16 protein-coding genes are annotated in these 24320 nt (G+C 74.2%); 10 read left to right on the top strand and 6 right to left on the bottom strand.

All coding sequences use genetic code 11. The features are described from left to right. Positions 1–37: 37 nt before the first annotated feature. Positions 38–2527 (top strand): DNA helicase PcrA, encoded by a 2490-nt coding sequence (pcrA, locus tag ACF073_RS03030; RefSeq protein WP_392066324.1) that lies wholly within the window; start codon positions 38–40, stop codon positions 2525–2527. A 44-nt stretch (positions 2528–2571) separates the two neighbouring features. Here the strand turns inward: pcrA and ACF073_RS03025 are convergent, their stop codons facing one another. Together ACF073_RS03025 and ACF073_RS03020 are read right to left on the bottom strand one after the other, a co-directional pair. Further along, a complete protein-coding gene (locus ACF073_RS03025) occupies positions 2572–4107 on the bottom strand; it encodes a M23 family metallopeptidase (protein ID WP_392066322.1) in 1536 nt (511 codons plus the stop codon). A gap of 262 nt (positions 4108–4369) precedes the next feature. After that, positions 4370–5221 (bottom strand): esterase/lipase family protein, encoded by an 852-nt coding sequence (locus tag ACF073_RS03020; RefSeq protein WP_392066320.1) that lies wholly within the window; start codon positions 5219–5221, stop codon positions 4370–4372. 223 nt (positions 5222–5444) lie between these two features. Between ACF073_RS03020 and ACF073_RS03015 the strand changes: the two genes are divergently transcribed. Beyond that, positions 5445–5867, top strand: coding sequence for a cobalamin B12-binding domain-containing protein (locus tag ACF073_RS03015; RefSeq protein WP_053657225.1), 423 nt, complete (start codon positions 5445–5447; stop codon positions 5865–5867). On the opposite strand, the gene ACF073_RS03010 is transcribed toward ACF073_RS03015, so the two are convergent. Both ACF073_RS03010 and ACF073_RS03005 read right to left on the bottom strand, forming a co-directional pair. Then, positions 5843–7513, bottom strand: coding sequence for a DUF5691 domain-containing protein (locus ACF073_RS03010; protein WP_392066318.1), 1671 nt, complete (start codon positions 7511–7513; stop codon positions 5843–5845). The two genes, ACF073_RS03015 and ACF073_RS03010, sit on opposite strands and share 25 nt — an antisense overlap. Positions 7514–7562: 49 nt before the next feature. Continuing rightward, positions 7563–8918 carry an SWIM zinc finger family protein gene (locus ACF073_RS03005; RefSeq protein ID WP_392066316.1) on the bottom strand — a complete coding sequence of 452 codons (1356 nt, stop codon included), beginning with the start codon at positions 8916–8918 and terminating at the stop codon, positions 7563–7565. 132 nt (positions 8919–9050) lie between these two features. Here ACF073_RS03005 and ACF073_RS03000 point away from each other — a divergent pair, with 132 nt between their 5' ends. The 5 genes from ACF073_RS03000 to sucD all read left to right on the top strand — a co-directional run bounded on the left by ACF073_RS03000 (position 9051) and on the right by sucD (position 17412). After that, complete coding sequence (locus ACF073_RS03000) at positions 9051–10181, top strand: AAA family ATPase (protein ID WP_392066314.1); 1131 nt, start codon at positions 9051–9053, stop codon at positions 10179–10181. Then, a complete protein-coding gene (locus ACF073_RS02995; protein WP_392066312.1) occupies positions 10178–12778 on the top strand; it encodes a DUF5682 family protein in 2601 nt (866 codons plus the stop codon). Before ACF073_RS03000 ends, ACF073_RS02995 begins: the two co-directional genes overlap by 4 nt. Then, positions 12775–14046 carry a VWA domain-containing protein gene (locus ACF073_RS02990; RefSeq protein WP_392066311.1) on the top strand — a complete coding sequence of 424 codons (1272 nt, stop codon included), beginning with the start codon at positions 12775–12777 and terminating at the stop codon, positions 14044–14046. The genes ACF073_RS02995 and ACF073_RS02990 overlap by 4 nt, the downstream gene beginning before the upstream one ends. Before the next feature lie 1275 nt (positions 14047–15321). After that, complete coding sequence (sucC, locus tag ACF073_RS02985) at positions 15322–16500, top strand: ADP-forming succinate--CoA ligase subunit beta (RefSeq protein ID WP_392066309.1); 1179 nt, start codon at positions 15322–15324, stop codon at positions 16498–16500. 27 nt (positions 16501–16527) lie between these two features. Continuing rightward, the gene (gene sucD, locus ACF073_RS02980; protein ID WP_392066307.1) at positions 16528–17412 is read left to right on the top strand and encodes a succinate--CoA ligase subunit alpha; all 885 of its coding nucleotides are present in this window, start codon (positions 16528–16530) and stop codon (positions 17410–17412) included. A 76-nt stretch (positions 17413–17488) separates the two neighbouring features. Here the strand turns inward: sucD and ACF073_RS02975 are convergent, their stop codons facing one another. Further along, complete coding sequence (locus ACF073_RS02975) at positions 17489–18421, bottom strand: RNA polymerase sigma factor (RefSeq protein ID WP_392066868.1); 933 nt, start codon at positions 18419–18421, stop codon at positions 17489–17491. A gap of 108 nt (positions 18422–18529) precedes the next feature. Here ACF073_RS02975 and ACF073_RS02970 point away from each other — a divergent pair, with 108 nt between their 5' ends. Further along, positions 18530–20662, top strand: coding sequence for a DUF6350 family protein (locus ACF073_RS02970; RefSeq protein WP_392066867.1), 2133 nt, complete (start codon positions 18530–18532; stop codon positions 20660–20662). Positions 20663–20678: 16 nt separating this feature from the next. On the opposite strand, the gene ACF073_RS02965 is transcribed toward ACF073_RS02970, so the two are convergent. Then, complete coding sequence (locus ACF073_RS02965) at positions 20679–21716, bottom strand: hypothetical protein (RefSeq protein WP_392066305.1); 1038 nt, start codon at positions 21714–21716, stop codon at positions 20679–20681. 251 nt (positions 21717–21967) lie between these two features. On the opposite strand from ACF073_RS02965, the gene purN reads away from it, so the two are divergent. Then, positions 21968–22636, top strand: a complete 669-nt coding sequence (gene purN / locus ACF073_RS02960; protein ID WP_392066303.1) for a phosphoribosylglycinamide formyltransferase — start codon at positions 21968–21970, stop codon at positions 22634–22636. Then, on the top strand, positions 22633–24201 hold the full coding sequence (gene purH / locus ACF073_RS02955; RefSeq protein WP_392066301.1) for a bifunctional phosphoribosylaminoimidazolecarboxamide formyltransferase/IMP cyclohydrolase: 1569 nt from the start codon (positions 22633–22635) through the stop codon (positions 24199–24201). Before purN ends, purH begins: the two co-directional genes overlap by 4 nt. The last annotated feature ends 119 nt before the right edge of the window (positions 24202–24320 follow it).

Here is a 24320-nt window from a genome sequence, read left to right as displayed (position 1 = left end):
ACCGGTTGTCGGTGGGGCACCCTAGACTCGGAGAGCGATGAGCAGCCTCTTTGACGACAGCTTCCTGGCGGACCTCCAGGCCCCTCGCGGGCGCGAGGAGGAGCTTCCGCCGCCGCCCGAGGACGATCACGCTCCGGAGCCGCTTCCGGACGATCTGTTCGGCGGGAAGTTCGACGTGCCGCCGGACCGGGACGGCTACTACCGCGATGGCGCCCCGCGCCCCGCGCTCGACCCGGCGGCGCTCCTGGAGGGGCTGAACGAGAACCAGCGCGCCGCCGTCGTGCACGCCGGCTCCCCGCTGCTCATCGTCGCCGGTGCCGGCTCCGGCAAGACCCGCGTGCTCACCCACCGCATCGCCCACCTGCTCGCCGAGCGGCATGTGCACCCGGGCCAGATCCTCGCGATCACCTTCACCAACAAGGCCGCCGGCGAGATGAAGGAACGTGTCGAGCAGCTCGTCGGCCCGCGCGCGAACGCGATGTGGGTGATGACCTTCCACAGCGCGTGCGTGCGGATCCTGCGTCGCGAGTCGAAGAAGCTCGGCTTCACCTCGTCGTTCTCGATCTACGACGCCGCCGACAGCAAGCGCCTGATGGCCCTGGTCTGCCGCGATCTGGACCTCGACCCCAAGCGCTTCCCGCCCAAGTCCTTCAGCGCCAAGATCAGCAACCTGAAGAACGAGCTGATCGACGAGGAGGACTTCGCCGCCCAGGCCACCGACGGCTTCGAGAAGACCCTCGCCCAGGCCTACGCCCTGTACCAGTCGCGGCTGCGCGAGGCGAACGCGCTGGACTTCGACGACCTGATCATGACGACGGTCAACCTGCTGCGCGCCTTCCCGGACGTCGCCGAGCACTACCGCCGCCGCTTCCGGCACGTCATGGTCGACGAGTACCAGGACACCAACCACGCCCAGTACGCGCTGGTGCGCGAGCTGGTCGGCACTGGCGGACGGGCCGCCGAGGACCTCGGCGTACCGCCCGGCGAGCAGGACCTCCCGCCCGCCGAGCTGTGCGTGGTCGGTGACGCGGACCAGTCGATCTACGCCTTCCGGGGCGCGACGATCCGCAACATCCTCCAGTTCGAGGAGGACTACCCGAACGCGACGACGATCCTGCTGGAGCAGAACTACCGCTCCACGCAGACCATCCTGTCCGCCGCCAACGCGGTCATCGAGCGCAATGAGTCCCGGCGCCCGAAGAACCTCTGGACCAACGCCGGCCAGGGTGCGCGGATCACCGGCTACGTCGCCGACACCGAGCACGACGAGGCCCAGTTCGTCGCCGACGAGATAGACCGTCTCACGGACGCCGGCGACGCCAAGGCGGGCGATGTGGCCGTTTTCTACCGCACCAACGCCCAGTCCCGAGTCTTCGAAGAGATCTTCATCCGCGTCGGCCTGCCCTACAAGGTCGTCGGCGGAGTCCGCTTCTACGAGCGCAAAGAGGTCCGGGACGTCCTGGCCTACCTGCGGGTCCTCGCCAACCCCGAGGACTCGGTGCCGCTGCGCCGCATCCTCAACGTGCCCAAGCGGGGCATCGGCGAGCGCGCGGAAGCGATGATCGACGCCCTCTCCCAGCGCGAGAAGATCAGCTTCCCGCAGGCCCTGAAGCGCGTGGACGAGGCGTACGGCATGGCCGCGCGCTCCACCAACGCGGTCAAGCGGTTCAACACGCTGATGGAAGAGCTGCGCACGATCGTCGAGTCCGGCGCCGGGCCGGCCACCGTCCTGGAGGCGGTCCTCGAACGCACCGGCTACCTGGCCGAGCTGCAGGCCTCCACCGACCCGCAGGACGAGACCCGGATCGAGAACCTCCAGGAACTCGCGGCCGTGGCGCTGGAGTTCGAGCAGGAACGCGGGGAAGGCGAGCAGGGCACGCTCGCCGACTTCCTGGAGCAGGTCGCCCTGGTCGCCGACTCCGACCAGATCCCGGACGAGGAGGACGGCGACGGCGTCATCACGCTGATGACCCTGCACACCGCCAAGGGCCTGGAGTTCCCGGTCGTGTTCCTGACCGGCATGGAGGACGGCGTCTTCCCGCACATGCGCGCCCTCGGCCAGACCAAGGAGCTGGAGGAGGAGCGGCGCCTGGCGTACGTGGGCATCACGCGCGCGCGGGAGCGGCTGTACCTCACGCGGTCGGCGATGCGCAGCGCCTGGGGCCAGCCCTCGTACAACCCGCCCTCCCGCTTCCTGGAGGAGATCCCGGCCACCCACGTGGAGTGGAAGCGGACGGGAGCCACGTCGCCGGTGTCCTCCGGACCGGCGTCCGGGATCGCCGCCTCGCTGTCCTCGACCCGCTCCCGCTCCTCGGCGTCGGGCGCCTCCGGGTTCGCGACGCGGCGTACGGCGGAGAAGCCGGTGGTCGCGCTGGCCGTCGGGGACCGGGTCACCCACGACCAGTTCGGGCTCGGCACGGTCGTCGGAGTGAAGGGCACGGGCGCCAACGCGGAGGCGACGATCGACTTCGGTGAGGCCAAGCCGAAGCGGCTGCTGCTGCGGTACGCGCCGGTGGAGAAGCTGTAGTCCCGCCACGGGAAGGGCCCCGCTGAAGAGCGGGGCCCGGGGGGCTAGGTCGGATCCAGTCCGTGGCTGCGCAGCCACGGCAGCGGGTCTATCGCCGCCCCGCCGGCCGGCCGTACCTCGAAATGCAGGTGCGGGCCGGTGGAGTTGCCGGAGTTGCCCGAGAAGGCGATCGCGTCGCCGGCCTTGACGGTCGTACCGGAGGCGACGCGGTAGCTGGACAGATGGCAGTACCAGGTCTCCGTGCCGTCCTTCGCCGTCAGGATCAGCATGTTGCCGTAGGCGCTGTTCCACTTGGTGGTGACGGTGCCGTCGGTGGCGGCCATGACCGAGGTGCCGTAGGAGACGGGGAAGTCGATGCCGGTGTGCACCGACATCCAGTTGATGCCCGCCTGGCCGAAGTAGGCGCTGAGGCCGTGCTGTGCGACCGGCAGCGCGAACTTCGGGCGCAGTCGCTCCTTGAGCGCGGCGGCGGCAGCAGCCTTCTTCTTCTCCAGCGCCTGCTGTGCCTTGAGGTCGATCCGCTCCTGGGTGCGGCTCGCCCGGTCGGCGAAGTCATGCGCATCGGCGGAGAGGGTCTTGAGCTGTGTGTCCAGCTTGCTGTTGGCGATCGACGGCTTGACCGACACCGGTACGTCCGAGGCGGTGGCGGTGGTGTCCGTGGAGTCGTCGCCGAGGGCGCCGACCGAGGCGGCGGCGATACCCGCGACCCCCATCACGCAGGCCGACGGCACGGCGACGGTCAGCAGTGCGGAGCGCTTGGCGGGCGGACGGCGCCGGGAGCGGGCCGCCCCCCGCGAGCCCGCGCGGGTCGCCGGCGCCGGGGTGATCTCTTCCTGGTCGTCCAGCAGGCCGGTCACGGCGGGCAGTTCACCGGTGGCGTCCGGCTCGCCCTCGCCGAGGGGCTGCTCGTCGAAGGCGCCCTCCTCGTACGACACCTGCTCGAAGGCCGCGGTCGCCTGCGGGTCGCCCGCCTGCTCGAACGTGGTCTCCGGGGCGCCGACCGCCTCGAACGTCGCGGTGGGCTGCTGATCGAACGGTTCGCCAGCCTGCTCGCGCTGCCCCGGCACGGCCTGCCCGGCGGAGTTCCACTGCGTGGCGTCGTACGCGCCGGTGTCGAAGGTCTGGGTGCCCCAATCCCACTGCTGGGTGGCGTCGGCGCCGGCCGCCTGCTCGGGCTGCAGCCAGGCACCCGTGTCCCACTGGCCGCTGGTGTCGCTGCCGGCGGCCTGCGCGGGGACGGTCCAGGCGGTGCTGTCGTAGACGCCGGAGTCGTAGGCGGCGTGGTGCTGGGCCGCGTACGGGTCGTAGGCCGGGATCTGGCCGGTGCCGGTCTGCCACTGCGTGGTGTCGTACGCACCGGTGGACTGCTCGTCGCCCGGGAGGCTGCCGAAGAGCGGGTCGGTGTGGAAGGCCGCGGTGCCTTCGGCGGCACCGGTGAAACCGGTGGCGTCGTAAGTGCCGTACGTGGTGAGGTCGTCGTAGGGGACTTCCTGTGTCCCGTACGGCGCGTAGGGCGCGGTGGAGGCGTCGGAAGCCGGGGCCGGGGTGGTCATGATCCCCGACGGGTGACGGTCGTTCACCAACTTCTCTTTCGCCTCGACAACAGGGGCTGCCAGAGCAGTGCGGCGACTGTACCCGGCGGTACCTGGGCGCGACAATCTTCAGCTGGTTTCGCGTGGGCCGGAAACGGGCATTCGGCCGTGTTTCGGGGGAGCCTGGACGCGCCTTTGGCCTTGCGTTCGAAGGATGTTCGATGTCGAGTGGCGATGTGCGGGCTGTGCCCGGCCTGTGCGCCCCCTTCGCGCGGTCAGGCCACCGACAGGCCCGCGGTCAGGCCCGCGGTCAGGCCACCGTCAGACCGCCGGTGGCGCGGTCCCCGGGGCGCGGGGCGTCGAGGGCGTCGCGTATCCCGGCCGCCACGGCGGGGTGCACGGGCAGCGCGAGATGGCCGATGCCGGTCACCCGGACGTTCTGCGTGTCGAGGTCGGCGTGTTCCAGGCAGGCCGTCTCCAGCGGGTCCATCAGCGAGTCCAGATCGCTCCAGAAAGTCACGAAGCGGGTCCGGCAGCCGGGCGCGGGCCCGGCGAGCTCCTCGATCACCGCCGAGCCGGGCCGCATCTGCCGGACGATCGGATGCGCGTCCGCGAGCGGCGCCACCCGGGTCCCGGAGTGCGGGGTGCCGAGCGTGACCAGTGTGCGTACCCGCAGGTCACCGCCGAGGCACTGGGCGTAGTAGCGCGCTATCAGGCCGCCGAGGCTGTGCCCCACGATGTCGACCTGCGCGCTCCCCGTGCGCTCGCAGATCTCCTCGATGTGCCGGCCGAGCAGTTCGGCGGCGGTGCGTATGTCACAGGTCAGCGGAGAGTAATTGAGTGACTCGACGCGCTGGCGGCCGTGCTGGGCGAGGGCGCGGCGGAGCAGCACGAACACCGAACGGTTGTCGATGAAGCCGTGCAGCAGCACGACCGGCGGACCGGGGTGGACCGGCAGCCGGGAGGCGCCGTCCGTGTCCGGCAGGGCGGCGGAGCGGCGCTCCTGGATCAGGCCGGTCGGATACAGCAGTACATGCCCCGCCAGGATCGCGGCCTCCAGGGCGGTCGCCCTGAGCAGCGTCATGGACAGTCCGGCGAGTCTGCCCGGCCAGAAACGGCGGCAGAGCGGGAGAAAGAGTGGCGATACCCAGGTGACCTTCATTGGCCGACCTCCCGTCGGCACCCGGGGGACGGCTCGATCCCCCGTGTGCCCTCATGTCCCACCATGTGATTTCCCCCTCGCCGCGCACCGTAAAACTGCCGGTTGCGGGATGCTGGAGATAACGTTCGTTCACTTCACGGCGGTGGCGGAACGCGCCGAAGGTGCGGTACTTGTCGGTACGGACGGAAGCGATCGCTTCCGTGGTCGCTTGATGGAGGCAGTGATGGGTGTGGCAGCCGGTCCGATCCGCGTGGTGGTCGCCAAGCCAGGGCTCGACGGCCACGATCGCGGGGCCAAGGTCATCGCGCGCGCTCTGCGCGACGCCGGTATGGAGGTCATCTACACCGGCCTTCACCAGACACCGGAACAGATCGTCGACACCGCCATCCAGGAGGACGCCGACGCGATCGGCCTGTCCATCCTGTCCGGCGCGCACAACACGCTGTTCGCCGCGGTGATCGACCTGCTCAAGGAGCGCGACGCCGCGGACATCGTCGTCTTCGGCGGCGGGATCGTCCCGGAGGAGGACATCCCGCCGCTGAAGGAGAAGGGTGTCGCGGAGATCTTCACCCCGGGGGCGACGACCACGTCGATCGTGGAGTGGGTCCGGGCGAACGTGCGTCAGCCGGCCGCGTCCGGGGGCTGAGCCCCCGCCGCCGCGGGCTGCGCGGGCGGCGCCAGTTCCCGCGTCATCGCCGCCCGCAGCCGCAGCGTGGTGACCAGCCGCTGGAACGCCTCCGCCCAGTACCCGCCGGCGCCCGGCGCCGCGTCCTCCCGCTCGTCGGGTATCGCCAGCAGCGCCTCGAGGCGTACGGCCTCCGCCGGGTCCAGGCAGCGTTCCGCCAGCCCCATCACCCCGCTGAAGCTCCAGGGGTAACTGCCCGCGTCCCGGGCGATGTTGAGGGCGTCCACGACCGCCTGGCCCAACGGTGCCGACCAGGGCACCGCGCACACCCCGAGCAGCTGGAACGCCTCCGACAGGCCGTGCACGGCGATGAAGCCGGCCACCCACGCCGCCCGTTCGGCCGGTTCGAGCGCGGCCAGCAGCTTCGCCCGCTCCGCCAGCGACACCGCGCCGGGGCCGCCCGCCTCCGGCGCCGAGGGCGGCCCGAGCAGGGCCCGCGACCACGCGGCGTCCCGCTGCCGCACCGCCGCCCGGCACCAGGCCGCGTGCAGTTCGCCCTGCCAGCCGTCCGCCACCGGCAGTGCCACGATCTCCTCGGGCGTCCGCCCGCCGATCCGCACCGACCAGGCGCCGAGCGGGGCGGCCTCCACCAACTGCGCCAGCCACCAGGACCGTTCGCCCCGGCCCGCGGGCGGTGCGGCCACGACACCGTCCCGCTCCATGCCGGGGTCGCATTCGAGCGGCGCCTCCACCACGATCGCCTCGGGGTCTCCCGTCCGGTCCAGGGCCACGCACGCCGTGGCCCGTACCGCCATCCGTGCGGCGAGCGCCGAGTCCGGCAGCGCCGACAGCAGTTCGGCCGCCGTCGCCCGGACATTGCGGCTGCGGTCGCCCAACGCCTGTTCGAGGAAGGGCTCGTCCGCGTCCGACAGGCCCGTGCGCAGCGAGTCGAGGAACATCAGCCGGTCCTCGGCCCGCTCCGCCGCCCACGTCGACGCCAGCAGCTCGCGGCCCAGCGCGGGCGTACGGGCGCGCAGTCCGCCGAGCAGCGCCGCCCGCTCGGCGAACAGCCCCTCCTGCCAGAGCCGGTGCACCGCCTCGGCGTCCTCCGGGTCGGGCAGCGCCGCGCCGCCGCCGGGGGCCGCGCGCAGGGCGAACCGCCAGTCCGGGTTCAGCTTGGCCAGCCACAGCGCGCGCGGGCCCGCGAACGCCAGCGCCGCCGGCCGCAGGTCCGTACGGCCCCGGGCCGCGTCCAGCAGTGCGGGCAGCGCCTGCGGGGGCGCCGCGTACCCTTCCGCGTTGGCCGCCGCGAGCCACTGCGGGAGCAGCTCCATGAGGTCGGGGGAGCTGCCCCGCCGGCCGCCTGAGGTGCCGCCCGAGCGGTCGGCCAGCAGCGCGGTGAGTCTGCGCGCCGCCGGTGCGGGCAGAGCCGGGCGCGGATCGGCCGGTGCCCGCCCGGGCCGCGGTGCCGCCCGCGCGGGGCGCAGCCCGGCCCGTCGCCGTACGGTCGCCACGGCGGCCGCGTCGAGCAGCGCCACCGGTGCCGGGCGGCCGGGCGCGGAGTGCGCCGGGGCGCGTCGGTCGGTGCCGAGGAGCGCGGTGGTGACCAGCTCTTCCCAGGAGCCTTCCGGTGTCGTGCCGGTCCCGGCGGTCGGTACCCCGTTCATCACGTTCCCTTCCCTTCACGTGCACGCGCGTGTGTGTCCCGCCCGCCGGTCAGCACAGGGGCACCGCCTCGCCCGCCCCCTCCGGCCAGGCCGTGAGCGGGGTGACACCGCGGTGTCCGCACTCGCCGAACACCGTGACGGGGGCCCCGCCCGACAGGGCGACCAGCCGCCACAGGCCGGACCGGGAGCGGGCGGCCCGGGTCACCGGCAGCGCTGTGTCCGTGTCGGCGTCGGCCAGCTGCCACCCGTCGCCGTCCGGGACCGGTATCACCCGGTCCAGGGCGACCGGTACCGACTCCAGCCAAGGGTCCTCGCGCAGGGCCTCGCCGTACCGGGCCGCGGCCTCGGCGGTGGTCACGCCCGGCGGCCGGAACGCGGCCGGGGCGGGCGGGGCGAACCGCTCGCCCAGGGCGGCCCGGGACTGACCCGCGCCCGGATACGCCGTCAGCTCCGCCTCCACGGCCAGGCCGACCGGCAGGGACAGCTCCGGCGCCCGGCCCGCCGCGCCGTAGGAGAGCAGCAGCCGGGTCAGGCCGGAGCCGGCGCCGTGCAGCCATATCCGGCGTGTCGTCAGTTTCGGGTCCACCGCGTCGTACTGGGCCAGGACCAGCCAGTGGTCGCGCACCGGCGGGCCGTCCGGCGTCGCGGGCAGGCCGAGCCGGGAGCGGACCGTGGCCGCGAGGGCGTCCGGCAGCCGGTCGCGGCGCAGCCAGCCCTGGTCGAGCAGATGCAGCAGTGCGCACTCCTCCAGCAGCCGCGCCGGCCAGCCCGCACCGGAGGCCGGGACGGCGCCCAGCTCCCGCACGCGCGCGGCGAGGCCGGGTGCCTGGGCGTCGACCATGCGGGCCGCCGTCTCGTCCCACAGGCCGTACCCCGCCTGTTCGGCCGAGGCCAGGCCGCCGCGCAGCAGGTCGGCCAGGCGCTGCTCCAGCTCGGTCGCGCCCGCCGTGACCCGCTCGGCCCGGCGCTCGGCCCGCTGCCGGGCCGCCTCCGGGTCGGCGGGCCCGGCGGCCGAACGCTCCTCGGCCCGGGCTCTCTTGGTCTCGGCGCGTCCGCGCCGGTCCGCGAGCCACTGCCCGGCCCAGTCCGGCGGCTGAACGGCGGCCGGCACCGAACCGTCGTCGCCCGCCCAGAGCAGAAGCAGCCCGAGCGCGTGCTTGCACGGGAACTTACGGCTCGGACAACTGCACTTGTACGCCGGACCCGCCGCCCCGGCCAGGTCCACCACCGTCTGGTACGGCCTGCTGCCGCTGCCCTTGCACAGTCCCCACACCGTCCCCTCTCCGCTCCCCGTCCCGGACCACGGCCCGGCGGCGCCGAGCCTGCTCCCCGCCTTGCGTGACGCGGCGTCAGGCGCCAGCGCCAGCACCTGCTCCACGGTCCGGCGCACCCCCTGCTCAGTCATGCCAACGACGGTAGGTCCCGCCACTGACAATCGGCCTGGCGAGCGTGTTCGTGCAGGTCAGAGCGATTGTCAGTGGCGTGGTGCACGGTGGGTGCCAGATCCGAACCGGCCGAGCTGGAGGGGGCCTCAGCCATGACTGTGTCCGTGCGACCGACGACCGCCGAATCCGACCGCGAGGCGAACGCGGAGGTGTTGCGACCGCATGCCGAGCACGCCTTCGCGGCCGAACTCGCGGCGCTCGCCGCGCAGGACGACCGCCCGCGCCCGGCCCGATGGAAGATGTCGCCGTGGGCGGTGGCGACGTACCTGCTCGGCGGCACCCTGCCGGACGGCACGGTGATCACACCCAAATACGTGGGGCCGCGCCGTATCGTCGAGGTCGCCGTCACCACGCTCGCCACCGACCGCGCCCTGCTCCTGCTCGGAGTGCCGGGGACCGCCAAGACCTGGGTGTCGGAACATCTGGCCGCGGCCGTCAGCGGAGACTCGACCCTGCTCGTGCAGGGCACGGCCGGCACCCCGGAGGAGGCGATCCGGTACGGCTGGAACTACGCGCAGCTCCTCGCCCACGGCCCGAGCCGCGACGCCCTCGTGCCCAGTCCCGTCATGCGAGCCATGGCCGAGGGCATGACGGCCCGGGTGGAGGAGCTGACCCGTATCCCGGCCGATGTGCAGGACACGCTGATCACGATCCTGTCCGAGAAGACCCTCCCCGTCCCCGAGCTGGGCGAGGAGGTCCAGGCGGTCCGCGGGTTCAACCTCATCGCCACGGCCAACGACCGCGACCGCGGGGTCAACGACCTCTCCAGCGCCCTGCGCCGCCGCTTCAACACGGTGGTGCTGCCGCTGCCGGAGAGCGCCGACGCCGAGGTCGACATCGTCACCCGCCGCGTCGACCAGCTCGGCCGCTCCCTCGACCTGCCCGCCGCGCCCGACGGCATCGAGGAGATCCGCCGGGTGGTCACCGTCTTCCGCGAGCTGCGCGACGGCGTCACCGCCGACGGCCGTACGAAGGTGAAGTCGCCCAGCGGCACGCTGTCCACGGCGGAGGCGATCTCCGTCGTCACCAACGGCCTCGCGCTCGCCGCCCACTTCGGCGACGGCGTGCTGCGCCCCGGCGACGTCGCCGCCGGCATCCTCGGCGCCGTCGTCCGCGACCCGGCGGCCGACCGGGTCGTCTGGCAGGAGTACCTGGAGACGGTCGTCCGCGAGCGCGAGGGCTGGACCGACTTCTACCGCGCGTGCCGGGAGGTGAGCGCATGACCGGCGCCGACCGGGGCGCGGCGTACGGCTCCGGGCCGCTGCTGCTCGGCGTACGGCACCACGGGCCCGGCTCCGCGCGCGCGGTGCGGGCCGCCCTGGACGCCGCCCGCCCGGCCGCCGTGCTGATCGAGGGCCCGCCCGAGGCCGACGCGTTGATCCCGCTGGCCGCCGACCCGGGCCTGCGACCGCCGGTCGCACTGCTCGCCCACGCCGTGGACGAACCCGGCCGCTCGGTGTTCTGGCCGTTCGCCGAGTTCAGTCCCGAGTGGGTGGCCATCCGGTGGGCCGTGGAACAGGACGTTCCGGCACGCTTCATCGACCTGCCGGCCGCGCACACGCTCGCGTGGGAGGAGGAGACGGGCGGGCCCGCTGCCGAGGACGAGGACGGGGACGGGGACGGGGAGGAAGGCGGGGACGGGGGCGGGGAGAAGGGGGCCGGTGTTCCCGGGGCCGCTCCGGACGACGAGGGCGGCGGTCGTGCGGCCCGGCCCGCCTCCGAGGGTGACCAGGCCCGTGTCGACCCCCTCGCCGTGCTCGCCGAGGCGGCCGGATACGACGATCCCGAGCGCTGGTGGGAGGACGTCGTCGAGCACCGGGGGCCGGGCGCCCGCGACCCCTTCGCGCCGTTCGCGGCGGTCGCGGAGGCCATGGGCGCGCTGCGCGAGCGGTACGGCGCCGGCGGGCGCCCGCGGGACCTGGTCCGCGAGGCGCACATGCGGCTCCGGCTGCGGGAGGCGCGCAAGGAGTTCGGGGACGCCGTGGCCGTGGTGTGCGGGGCCTGGCACGTGCCCGCTCTGCGCGCGAGGACCACCGTCACCGCAGACCGCGCGCTGCTCAGGGGCCTGCCCAGGACCAGGTCCGACCTGACCTGGGTGCCGTGGACGCACCGCAGGCTGGCCAGGGCCGGGGGATACGGGGCGGGCATCGACTCGCCCGGCTGGTACCGGCACCTGTTCCACGCCCCCGACCGGCCGGTCGAGCGCTGGCTGACCGAGGTCGCCCGGCTGCTGCGCGAGGAGGACCTGATCGTCTCCTCGGCGCACGTCATCGAGGCCGTGCGGCTCGCGGAGACCCTGGCCGTGCTGCGTGGCCGCCCGCTGCCCGGGCTGGGCGAGACCACCGACGCGGTGCGCGCGGTGCTGTGCGAGGGCTCGGACGTGCCCCTGGCGCTGGTGCACGACCGGCTGGTGGTCGGGGACGTCCTGGGCGAGGTCCCCGAGTCCGCGCCCGCCGTGCCGCTCCAGCGCGACCTGGCCCGGCAGCAGCGTTCGCTGCGGCTCAAGCCCGAGGCACTGGAGCGCGAGCTGGAGCTGGACCTGCGCGGGGACACCGACGCCGGCCGCAGCAGGCTGCTGCACCGGCTGCGGCTGCTCGGCGTCGACTGGGGCGAGCCGGCCCGGTCCCGGGGGAGCACGGGGACCTTCCGGGAGACCTGGCGGCTGCGCTGGGAGCCCGAGCTGTCGGTGCGGGTCGCCGAGGCGGGGGTGTGGGGGACGACCGTAGGGGCGGCGGCGCGGGCCAAGGCCGAGGCGGACGCGACGGCGGCGACCGCGCTCGGCGAGGTCACCGCGGTCGCCGAGCGGTGCCTGCTGGCCGGGCTGTCGGACGCGCTGCCGCTGGTCATGCGGGTGCTCGCCGACCGGGCGGCCCTCGACGCCGATGTCGGCCACCTGGCCCAGGCGCTGCCCGCCCTGGTCCGCTCGCTGCGCTACGGCGATGTGCGCGGCACCGACACCGGCGCGCTGGCCGAGGTCGCGGCGGGCCTCGCCGAACGCGTCTTCGTCGGCCTCCCCCCGGCCTGCTCCGCCCTCGACGCGGACGCGGCGGGGGAGATGCGCGGCCATGTGGACGCCGTGCACACGGCGGTGGGCCTGCTGACGGAGAGCCTGGCCGGTACGGCGGCGGGCGGCGACGGGGAAGCGGACGCAGGTCGTGCCGGTGACGAAGGGCAGCGCGACCATGTGGGGCACCCCGGCCGCGGGAGGCCGGGCGGCGGGTTGCGGGCGCGGTGGCGGGACGTGCTGCGGGTGCTGTCTCTGCGGGACACCGCGCACGGGGTCGTCCGGGGGCGGGCCGTGCGGCTGTTGCTGGACGACGGCGCGCTGCGGCCCGAGGAGGCGGCGCGGCTGATGGGGCTCGCGCTGTCGCCGGGTACGCCGCCCGCCGCTGCCGCCGCCTGGGTCGAGGGCTTCGCGGGCGGCGGGGGCGGGCTGCTCCTGGTGCACGACGAGCGGTTGCTCGGCCTGCTCGACGCCTGGCTGACCGGGGTACCGGCGGATGCCTTCACCGATGTGCTGCCGCTGCTGCGGCGCACTTTCGCGGCGTACGAGCCCGGGGTGCGCAGAACCCTCGGTGAGCTGGTCAGGCGCGGCCCCGGTGACCGGGCGGGCCGTGCCGCCGCCCAGGGGACCGCGCTGCCCGGCTTCGCCGCCGAGCCGGACACCGGGCGGGCCGACGCCGTGCTGCCGGTGCTGCGGCTGCTGCTCGGCCCGGACGTGGACGACGACAGCACGGCGTACGACACGGCGTACGTCAGGACGGACGGCACGACGCACGGCACGGCGGCGCGCGACAGCCTCGCGGGGGTGGGCACATGACGCACACGGCACACACGGCACACACAGCAACCGGGGCACACGGGGCACACCCAGCGGCTACGACGGCCGGGTCGGGGCCGGCCGCCGGGTCGAGGCCGGCCGGAATTGCTGAGACGGCCGACCCGGCGCGGGAGCGGCTGCGGCGCTGGCGGCTGGTGCTCGGCGGGGGCCAGGCCGACGGCACCGGGCACGCGCTGTCCGGCCGGGACGCGGCGATGGACGGCACGCTGGCCGCCCTCTACGGCAGGAGCGACCGGCCGCAGACGGGCCGGGGGGACCGTTCGGCGGGGCTCGGGGCCTCGGCGCCGTCCATGGCGCGCTGGCTCGGGGACGTCCGCGCCTACTTCCCGTCCTCCGTCGTCCAGGTCATGCAGCGCGACGCCATCGACCGGCTCGGCCTCGCCTCCCTGCTGCTGGAGCCGGAGATGCTGGAGGCGGTGGAGGCCGACGTGCACCTGGTCGGCACGCTGCTCTCACTGCACAAGGCGATGCCGGAGACGACCCGGGAGACGGCCCGCGCGGTGGTGCGCAAGGTGGTCGAGGACCTGGAGAAGCGGCTCGCCACCCGCACCCGGGCCACCCTCACCGGCGCCCTGGACCGCAGCGCGCGGATCCACCGCCCGCGCCACCAGGACATCGACTGGAACCGCACCATCGCGGCCAACCTCAAGCACTACCTGCCGGAGTACCGCACGGTCGTACCGGAACGGCTCGTCGGTTACGGGCGGGCCGCGCGGTCGGTGAAGAAGGAGGTCGTGCTCTGCATCGACCAGTCCGGCTCGATGGCGGCGTCCGTGGTGTACGCGTCGGTGTTCGGCGCGGTCCTCGCCTCCATGCGGTCGATCAGCACCCGGCTGGTCGTCTTCGACACGGCGGTCGTCGACCTCACCGACCAGCTGGACGACCCCGTCGACGTGCTCTTCGGCACTCAGCTCGGCGGCGGCACGGACATCAACCGGGCGCTCGCCTACTGCCAGGCGCAGATCACCCGGCCGGCCGAGACCGTCGTCGTGCTGATCAGCGACCTCTACGAGGGCGGCATCCGTGACGAGATGCTCAAGCGGGTCGCGGCGATGAAGGCGTCCGGGGTGCAGTTCGTGACCCTGCTCGCGCTGTCGGACGAGGGGGCGCCGGCGTACGACAGCGACCACGCGGCGGCGCTCGCCGCGCTCGGCGCACCGGCCTTCGCCTGCACCCCCGACCTGTTCCCCGAGGTGATGGCCGCGGCGCTGGAGAAACGACCGCTGCCGATACCCGACCGAGCCTGAGCCCCGACCGAGCCCGAGCCCCGGCCGGTCCGGTGCGGCCAGGCCCTTAGGCCCGGCATGGCCCCGCACGGCACGGCCCCGCATGGCCCGCCCGGCTCGGTCCCGCATGGCCCGGCCCGGCCAGGCCCGGGCCCGTGCCCCGGCCGAGCCCAGGGCCGCATCGGACCGGATCGGAGGTCGGACCCAGCCTGAGTCCTGACCGGTCCGGCCTGACCGGGGACCAGCCCGGCCCTGAGGCCGGCCCGGCCCGGCTCGGCCCTGAGCCCGGCCCGGGCGTGTGGCCAGCCAGCCCCGCACGGCCCGGCCAGGCCCGGGCCCGAGCCCCGGCCGAGCCCAGGGCCGCATCGGACCGGATCGGAGGTCGGCCCCAGCCTGAGCCCTGACCGGTCCGGCCTGAACGGGGGACCAGCCCTGCCCGACGATCGGCCCGGCCCCGAGCCCGGCCCCACCCCGGGCCCGTGCCCGGCCCTGCGCCCGCGCCTGGCCCCGAGCCCGCGCCCCACCCCGGGCCCGTGCCCGGCCCTGCGCCCGCGCCTGGCCCCGAGCCCGCGCCCGGCCCCGAGCCCGGCTCCACGCCTGGCCCGACGCCCCGGTCCGAGCCCGGCCCCACGCCGAGCCCGGCCCCACGCCGAGCCCGGCCCCACGCCGAGCCCGGCCCCACGCCGGGCCCGGGGCCCGGTCCCGAGCCCGGCCCGGGCGTGTGGCCAGCCGGGGGGCCGCCCGCTCGGGGCGGGTTCGGGCCCGGGTGGGGAGTCGGGGCTGTCTCCGTATCCCTGGTGCCGGGGCGCGTGAGAGGGGGGCGTGCGGGGCACCCGGTAGCGGGAGTGAGTGGTGCGGACAGCTCCGTGCGGTGGCCGTACCCGGGTCGCCGAACACCGTCGGCGCGTTCGGGCGGTGCCGCGCGGATGGGGCGGGTGGTCCCCATTGGGGTGGGGATCAAGCGCCCCGGTCCCGGGGAGGCCCGGGGCCGTCGAGGGGGTCTCACCGGGTCAACCCCAGCCCGGTGAGGCCTCGTACAAACGCCTGTGGGGCACGCGACACACTCATAGGGCGGCACGCCGTGCCAGGGAATTCGGCATCATGTGACAGGTATCACCGCTCAGGTGTGACCCGCGATTTAGAGGCCCCCTGCAAGCAGCGATAACCTGCGAGACGGACATGCCGCGCGCTCGGACACCGTGTGCGCCTCCCTAGTGACAGCGGACGTCACGTTGCCCTTCGCGGCACGCCCACGCATCCAACGAACCGCGAGATCACTGATAGGGACGGAAGCGCGTGGACCTGTTCGAGTACCAGGCGAGGGACCTCTTCGCCAAGCACGATGTACCGGTGCTGGCCGGTGAAGTCATCGACACGCCTGAGGCGGCGCGCGAGATCACCGAGCGGCTGGGCGGCAAGTCCGTCGTCAAGGCCCAGGTGAAGGTCGGTGGTCGTGGCAAGGCCGGTGGCGTCAAGCTGGCCGCCTCCGCGGACGAGGCCGTCGCCCGCGCGACGGACATCCTCGGCATGGACATCAAGGGCCACACGGTCCACAAGGTCATGATCGCCGAGACCGCGCCGGAGATCGTCGAGGAGTACTACGTCTCCTTCCTCCTCGACCGTGCCAACCGCACCTTCCTCTCCATCGCCTCGGTCGAGGGCGGCATGGAGATCGAGGAGGTGGCGGCCACCCGTCCGGACGCCGTCGCCCAGACGCCGATCAACCCGATCGACGGTGTGACCCCCGAGAAGGCCCGCGAGATCGTCGCGGCCGCCAAGTTCCCGGCCGAGGTCGCGGACCAGGTGGCGAACGTCCTGGTCACGCTGTGGGACACCTTCATCAAGTCGGACGCCCTCCTGGTCGAGGTCAACCCGCTCGCGAAGGTCGCCTCCGGTGAGGTCATCGCGCTCGACGGCAAGGTGTCGCTGGACGACAACGCCGAGTTCCGTCACGACTGGGACGAGCTGCACGACAAGGCCGCCGCCAACCCGCTCGAGGCGGCTGCCAAGGAGAAGGGCCTCAACTACGTCAAGCTCGACGGCGAGGTCGGCATCATCGGCAACGGCGCCGGTCTCGTCATGAGCACCCTGGACGTCGTCGCGTACGCCGGTGAGGACCACGGTGGCGTCAAGCCCGCCAACTTCCTGGACATCGGTGGCGGTGCCTCCGCCCAGGTGATGGCGAACGGCCTGGAGATCATCCTCGGCGACCCGGACGTCAAGTCCGTCTTCGTCAACGTCTTCGGTGGCATCACCGCCTGCGACGAGGTCGCCAACGGCATCGTGCAGGCCCTGAAGCTCCTGGAGGACCGCGGCGAGAAGGTCGAGAAGCCGCTCGTCGTCCGCCTCGACGGCAACAACGCCGAGCTGGGCCGGAAGATCCTCACGGACGCCAACCACCCGCTGGTGCAGCGCGTCGACACCATGGACGGCGCGGCCGCGAAGGCCGCCGAGCTGGCCCACGCCGCCAAGTAAGCACTCAGGACGAGGACAGAACACACCATGGCTATCTGGCTCAACAAGGACAGCAAGGTCATCGTCCAGGGCATGACCGGCGCCACCGGCATGAAGCACACGAAGCTCATGCTCGGTGACGGCACCAACGTCGTGGGCGGCGTGAACCCGCGCAAGGCGGGTCAGACCGTGGACTTCGACGGCACCGAGGTACCCGTCTTCGGCACCGTCAAGGAGGCCATCGAGGCCACCGGCGCCGACGTCTCCGTCATCTTCGTGCCGGAGAAGTTCACCAAGGACGCGGTCGTCGAGGCCATCGACGCCGAGATCCCGCTGGCCGTCGTGATCACCGAGGGCATCGCCGTGCACGACACGGCGTCCTTCTGGGCGTACGCCGGCAAGAAGGGCAACAAGACTCGGATCATCGGCCCGAACTGCCCCGGCATCATCACCCCGGGCCAGTCGAACGTCGGCATCATCCCGGGCGACATCACCAAGCCGGGCCGCATCGGCCTGGTGTCGAAGTCCGGCACGCTGACGTACCAGATGATGTACGAGCTGCGGGACATCGGCTTCTCCACCGCTGTCGGCATCGGCGGTGACCCGATCATCGGCACCACGCACATCGACGCGCTCGCCGCGTTCCAGGACGACCCCGACACCGACCTGATCGTGATGATCGGCGAGATCGGCGGCGACGCCGAGGAGCGGGCCGCGGCCTTCATCAAGGAGAACGTGACGAAGCCGGTCGTCGGCTACGTCGCGGGCTTCACCGCGCCCGAGGGCAAGACCATGGGCCACGCCGGCGCCATCGTCTCCGGCTCCTCCGGTACGGCGCAGGCCAAGAAGGAGGCCCTGGAGGCCGCGGGCGTCAAGGTCGGCAAGACCCCGACCGAGACGGCCAAGCTCGCCCGCGAGATCCTCAGCGCCTGAGCTTCTCGCGGCTGAGCGTCGGCAGGCCCGCCCCGTTGTCCGGGGCGGGCCTGCCGCGTTCTCGCTCGCCGCGCGTTCACCGTGGCTCCGGTGCCAGCCTTTCCGGTCCGCGCGCCTCCGCGTGGTGGAGCTTGGCCCGCAGCTCCTGTTCCGCCGGGGACAGCGGGCCCATGACCCCGGCCGGCGGAACGCCCTGCACCGCCTGCGCGGGCGCCACCGGTGCCTCGTACCGCGTCGGTGCCGTCCGCAGCGTGAGCGTCGTCGCGCCGATGATCGTCACCGTGAAGGCGATGGCCGCCCGGGTCCAGAAGACGTTCTGGCGTTCGCTGCCGGTCCGTACGGTCGTCGGCCGGGCGGAACTCAGCCGCTCGGCGGAGGCCAGTTCGAGCAGCCGGCGATGGAGCCGGGCGGGATCGGCCAGCTCCGGCAGCCGCGCGGCCACCGCCTCGCGCGCGTGGGTCAGCCGGCTCGCCGCGGCCGGTGTGCTCGCCTCCGTCTCCGCCGCCGTCTCCGGCAGGTCGAGACCCACACCGTCGTAGAGGACGAGCGTGCGCCGGTACGACGGCGGCAGCTTGAGCAGCGCGCGCAGCAGCTCCCGGTCGGCGGGGTCGGCGGGCGGGGGTTCCGCCGAGCGGTAGCGGGGGCGGAAGCGGTGCCAGGGGGAGAGCGCGCAGTCGTACGCCACCGCCCGCACCCAGCCCGCCGGATCCCGGTCCCGGGCCACCTCCGGCCAGCGCTGCCAGGCGAGCTGGAAGGCGCGCTCCACCGACTCGCGGGCCAGCTCCCGGCGCCCGCTGAGCAGATAGGTCTGGCGCACGAGGGCGGGTGCGCAGAAGGCGTAGAGCGCGTCGAAGGCCTGAGCGGGCGTCAGCGGGAGGGGGCCGTCGGACGCGGTGTCCGAGCCCGGTCGCCCGGACGCGTTCTGAGGCGACGTCAGCGAGGAGGAGCGGCCCGGCTGTCGGCGTTCGCTCCGCGGTGGCGGCGAGCCGGCGGGGTTCTGTGTCGTCACCATGCACCCTTTCGTACGAAAAAGAACATAAACATATATTGAGCGACACATCGGGGGTTCGCCTGTTACGCCGGGAAAGCGCGTGTCGTTGGGAGCATGGCGTGCGTGATGCAGATGACCGCCCGCCGCTCCTCGTTGTCGCCTCTGCTCTCCCGGCTGCGCGATCGTTCCCCCGGACTCGCCGCGAGCCTGCTGGGCGGAGCCGTCGCGGCCGGCCTGGGCCTCGGCTCGTTCGCGGTGCTCGTGATGGTGCTGTGGGTCAGCTCGCCGTACCCGGACAGCGGACCGGGCGGGGCGCTGCACGTCGCCGCCGCGCTCTGGCTGCTGGCGCACGGCGTGGAACTGACCCGCACCGGCACGCTCACCGGCACACCCATGCCGCTCGGGATCGCCCCGCTGCTGCTGCTCGCCGTGCCGGTGTGGCTGGTGTACCGGGCGGCGCGGGACGCCGTCGACGCGTCCGCCGAGCCGGACGGGCCGCCGCCGGTGCCGGCGCGGACCGCGTGGACGGGCGTGGTCCTCGGCTATCTGGGTGTCGGCGGCGCCGCCGCGCTGTACTGCTCCAGTGGGGAACTGCGGCCGGAGTGGCCGTGGGTGACGGTGTGTCTGCCGCTCGTCGCGGCGGGCGCGGCGGGCGCCGGGGTGTGGGCGGCGTCCGGCCGCCCGCGCGAGCCGCTGCTGAGCGCGCTGGCGGTGGTGCCGGCAGCGGTGCGGAGGCTGGTGTTCGGCACCGACGAACGGGCCCGGCTGGGCGCGGCCGTACGGGCCGCCGGTGCGGCGACGACGGTGCTCCTCGGCGGCGGCGCCCTGCTGGTCGGGGTCTCCCTGGTGTGGCACGGCGAGTCCGCGCGGGCGTCCTTCCTGCAGCTGACGGCGGGCTGGACGGGGCGGTGCGCCGTGCTGCTGCTCGGTGTCGCGCTGATCCCCAACGCGGCGGTCTGGGCGGCGTCCTACGCGCTCGGCCCCGGCTTCGCCCTCGGCGCCGGACACGCGGTCCATCCGTTCGCGTCCGACCCGGCGCCCCTGCTGCCGCCGTTCCCGCTGCTGGCCGCGGTGCCGGAGCCGGGTATCGGCACGCCGCAGAACTGGGCGGCGGGGCTGGTGCCCGCGGTGGCCGGGATGACGGCGGGGTGGTTCGTGGCGCGGGCGGCCGTGCGGCGGGCGGAGTCCGGCGAACCGGCGCGGGCCCGCTGGTCGGCCGGCCGGACCGCCGGGGCGGTGCTGCTGACGGCGGCGGTCTGCGCGGTGTTCCTCGCCCTGCTCGCCGCGCTGGCGGGCGGCCCCCTGGGCGTGGCCGCGCTGTCCCGCCTCGGCCCGCTGTGGTGGCAGACCGGGGGAGCGGCCGGGGTCTGGACGCTGGTCTTCGCTCTGCCGGTGGCGCTGGGCGCGCGGGCCTGGCGGCTGCGCGGCGCCCGCACGCGCCAGGGCACGATTCCGGCGCAGGGCGCGGAGGCGGGGGGCACGGCCCCGCAGGCGGCTGCGGCGAAGGCGAGGGCGGGGGTGGCGGGAGCGCGGGGCGAGACGGGGAAGGCGGCGGCGCCGATGGCGGACGCGGTCACGGCCGGCGACTCGGTGCGCACCGACGGCGTACCGGCCGTGACCGCGTCCGCCGACGAGAACAGAGCCGACGCGAACGGGACGGACGGGAACAGGGCCGACCAGGACGGCACCGGCGGGAACAGGGCCGACGGGAACAGGGCCGAGCGTGACGGCACCGGCGGGAGCGATACGGACGGCGGCGGCCCGGACAGCGGGGAGGGCGGCGGCGGCAAGACCGGCGGCGGCAAGGCTGACGGGAGCACGGCCGGAGGGAAGAGCGCCGGTGGGGGCACGGCAGGCGGGGGCGGAGCCGGTGCGGACACCGCCGGCGGGGACACGGAGGGCGGGGCGGCCCGGAACAAGGGGTGGGGCAGGGGCCGGCCCAAGGGCGCCGGCAAGGGGAGAGCGTCCGCTCAGCCGGAGGCGGCGGCCGGGGCGGCCGAGGCCGCCGAGGCGGACCTGTACGACTTCGTCCCCGCCGAGGACCCCTTCCCCACCCCGTTCACCGAGTTCCCCGAGAACTGGCACGACGACATGGCCCGCGCCTCGCGCTGGGCGGCGCTGAAGGATGCGGCGACGTCCCCGGACACCCCCGGGGCCGAGCCGCGGCCGGAGCCCCGCCAGGACCCCGGCGCCGGTGGCCGTCCCGGACCTCGTCCGGAGCCGCCCCGGGACTCCCGCTCGGACGGCTCCGCCGGGTGAGCGGGGGTGAGCGGCCTCAGCTGTCGTCCGCGCCCAGTACGCCCCGCAGCTCCTTCGGCAGCAGGGTGTCGCAGGACTGCTTGGCCTCGTGGGTGAGGGCGTCGGTCACGCACGTGTAGTAGTCGCGGTAGACCAGCTGGACGGTGAACGTCGACGCCACCAGGACCAGGGCGAGGGAGGCCGTGATCAGGCCGCCGACGGCAGCCGTCGTCGCCGGCCGGCCGGCCGGGACCGCGGGGGCCGCCGGGGCGTCCGGGGACGGGCGGCGCGGCTTGGCGCGCAGCGCGCTGCTGCCCCAGTACAGGGCGAGGGCGCCCAGCAGCAGGGACACGTACGGCCAGCTGAAGAGGGCGAAGAAGACCGCCCACATGCCGCAGAGCAGGGCGTACCGTGCGCGGCGCTGGGCCGGGTCCGTCGGGTCCCAGCGCATGCCCGGGCCCTGCGGGCCGCCGGGGCCCTGCGGGCCGCCGCCGGGCCGCTCGCCGAAACCGTCGGGGGAGCGGCCGGGCTGCCGGTCGCTCCACTGGTTGCCCCAGGGCGAGCCGCCCCCGGGACCGTGCCCCTGCCCCTGCCCCTGCCCCGTGCCGGGACCCTGACCCGGGCCGTATCCGTGGCCCTGGCCGTGCCCCTGGCCGTGCCCCTGGCCCGGCCCGTAGCCGGGACCCGCGCCGTACCCGGGTCCGGCCGGTCCCCCGGGATGCCGCGGCTGCCACGGCCGGTCCGGAGTCCCCTCCGGCGGCGGCGCGAACGGATTGTCGTCCTGCCGCTGCCCACCCTGCCCGGAGCCGTCACCGCGCCCCGGCCCGCCCTGCCCGGAGCCGTCACCGTGCCCCGGTCCACCGTGCCCGGAACCGTCGTGCCCGGCACCGCCGCCATGCCCCGAACCGTCCTGCCCGGAGCCGCCGCCCGGACCTGCCGAGCCGACGGGGCCGCCGCCGTGCGGGGTCCGTGCCGGCGGCGGGGTCGGCCGTTCCCGCAGCAGTGCCGCGCCACGCTCGCCCCCCTGGGCCGGGCGCGGCGGGAACGTGAGGAGTCGCAGGCTGCGATCGGGCATCAAAAGAGCGTCTTCCCCTAGGTGACTACGGCAGTCCGACATGAGCTTCCACCCCGTCAACGTGCCGCACGGCGACCACGTTCCCGAGGCTGCTCTTTCGTGATTCCTTGCGAACGCTACCTTCCGGGCGGGCACCCGTCCCGAGGGGCCCTTCCGGAGTGCCGGTATCGTTGCTGGCGGTCGGCCGCTTCGTAGACTTCCCCGTATACCGGGGCGCGAAGCATTCGTACGACTGTACAAACCGACCTTGCATGGATCGCCACCCGAGAAAGGGCCCCACCGTGGCCGCCACCCCCTCCGGCCCAGCGGTCAAGCGCCTCGTCGTGCTGGTCTCCGGATCCGGCACCAACCTGCAGGCGCTTCTGGACGAGATCGAGCGCACCGGAGCCGAGTCGTACGGCGCGCGGATCGTCGCCGTCGGGGCCGACCGCACCGGCATCGAGGGGCTCGCCCGCGCCGAGCGGGCCGGGCTGCCGACGTTCGTGTGCCGGGTCAAGGACCACGACGGCCGGGACGAGTGGGACGCCGCCCTCGCCGCCGCCGTGGCCGCCCACGAGCCCGACCTCGTGGTCTCCGCCGGTTTCATGAAGATCGTGGGGAAGGAGTTCCTCGCGCGGTTCGGCGGGCGGTTCGTCAACACCCACCCGGCCCTGCTGCCCAGTTTTCCGGGGGCCCACGGCGCGCGGGACGCGCTCGCGTACGGCGTCAAGGTCACCGGCTGCACCGTCCACTTCGTCGACGACGGCGTCGACACCGGCCCGATCATCGCCCAGGGCGTGGTCGAGGTCCGGGACGAGGACGACGAGAGCGCGCTGCACGAGCGCATCAAGGAAGTCGAGCGAAGGCTGCTCGTCGAGGTCGTGGGGCGGCTCGCCCGCAACGGCTATCGCATTGAGGGACGAAAGGTAGTTATCCAGTGACCGCCACCGCCGAGAGCACCAAGCGGCCCATTCGCCGGGCGCTCGTCAGCGTCTACGACAAGACCGGCCTTGAAGACCTCGCGCGCGGGCTGCACGCGGCCGGTGTCGAGCTGGTCTCCACCGGGTCCACGACAGGCCGGATCGCCGCCGCCGGCGTTCCCGTCACCAAGGTCGAGGAGCTGACCGGCTTCCCCGAGTGCCTGGACGGCCGGGTGAAGACCCTGCACCCGAAGGTGCACGCCGGCATCCTCGCCGACCTGCGCCTCGACAGCCACCGCGAGCAGCTCGCCGAGCTGGGCGTGGAGCCGTTCGACCTGGTCGTCGTCAACCTCTACCCGTTCCGGGAGACGGTCGCCTCCGGTGCCTCGCCCGACGAGTGCGTGGAGCAGATCGACATCGGCGGCCCCTCGATGGTGCGCGCCGCCGCCAAGAACCACCCGTCCGTGGCCGTGGTGACCAGCCCGGAGCGGTACGCCGACGTGCTCGCCGCGGTCAAGGGCGGCGGCTTCGACCTCGCCGCCCGCAAGCGGCTGGCCGCCGAGGCATTCCGGCACACCGCGGAGTACGACATCGCGGTGGCCGGCTGGTTCGCCTCCGCCTACGCGCCCGTGGACGACTCGGCCTTCCCCGAGTTCTTCGGCACCACCCTGGAGCGCGCGCACACCCTGCGCTACGGCGAGAACCCGCACCAGCCCGCCGCCCTCTACACCTCCGGTGAGGGCGGGCTCGCGGCGGCCGAGCAGCTGCACGGCAAGGAGATGTCGTACAACAACTACACGGACACGGACGCCGCCCGCCGTGCCGCGTACGACCACGCCGAGCCCTGCGTCGCGATCATCAAGCACGCCAACCCGTGCGGCATCGCGACCGGCGCGGACGTCGCCGAGGCGCACCGCAAGGCGCACGCCTGCGACCCGGTCTCGGCGTACGGCGGTGTCATCGCCGTGAACCGTCCGGTCACCAAGGAGATGGCCGAGCAGGTCGCGGACATCTTCACCGAGGTCATCGTGGCGCCCGGCTACGAGGAGGGCGCGCTGGAGGCCCTCACTAAGAAGAAGAACATCCGCGTGCTGCGCTGCCCCGACGCCCCGGCCCAGCTGGTCGAGGTCAAGCCGATCGACGGCGGCGCGCTGCTCCAGGCCGCCGACCGGCTCCAGGCCGAGGGCGACGACCCGGCGCACTGGACGCTCGCCAGCGGCGAGGCGCTCTCCGCCGAGGAGCTGCGGGAGCTGGCCTTCGCCTGGAAGGCGTGCCGCGCGGTGAAGTCCAACGCGATCCTGCTCGCCAAGGACGGCGCCTCGGTCGGCGTCGGCATGGGCCAGGTCAACCGCGTCGACTCCTGCAAGCTGGCCGTCGAACGGGCCGGCGAGGAGCGGGCCCGCGGCGCCTACGCGGCCTCCGACGCCTTCTTCCCCTTCCCCGACGGCCCGGAGATCCTCATCGCCGCCGGTGTCCGCGCGATCGTCCAGCCGGGCGGCTCGATCCGTGACGAGCAGGTCGTGGAGGCCGCCCAGAAGGCGGGCGTGACCATGTACTTCACGGGAACGCGCCACTTCTTCCACTGAGCCGTCCCGGTCCGCTCCCGCCGGCCGGCGCGAGCGGACCGGACCGAGCCGCGCCTACGGTCCCGCCCGTCCTCCGACGGGCGGGACCCCCGTATGCCCGGACGTCCGCCGCGGCTGTC

Origin of the sequence: Streptomyces sp. NPDC015171, from assembly GCF_043079545.1 — a bacterium.
Taxonomy (GTDB): Bacteria; Actinomycetota; Actinomycetes; order Streptomycetales; family Streptomycetaceae; genus Streptomyces.
Note: the sequence above shows the minus strand (reverse complement) of the source record. Positions and strands in the feature narration are given on the sequence as shown.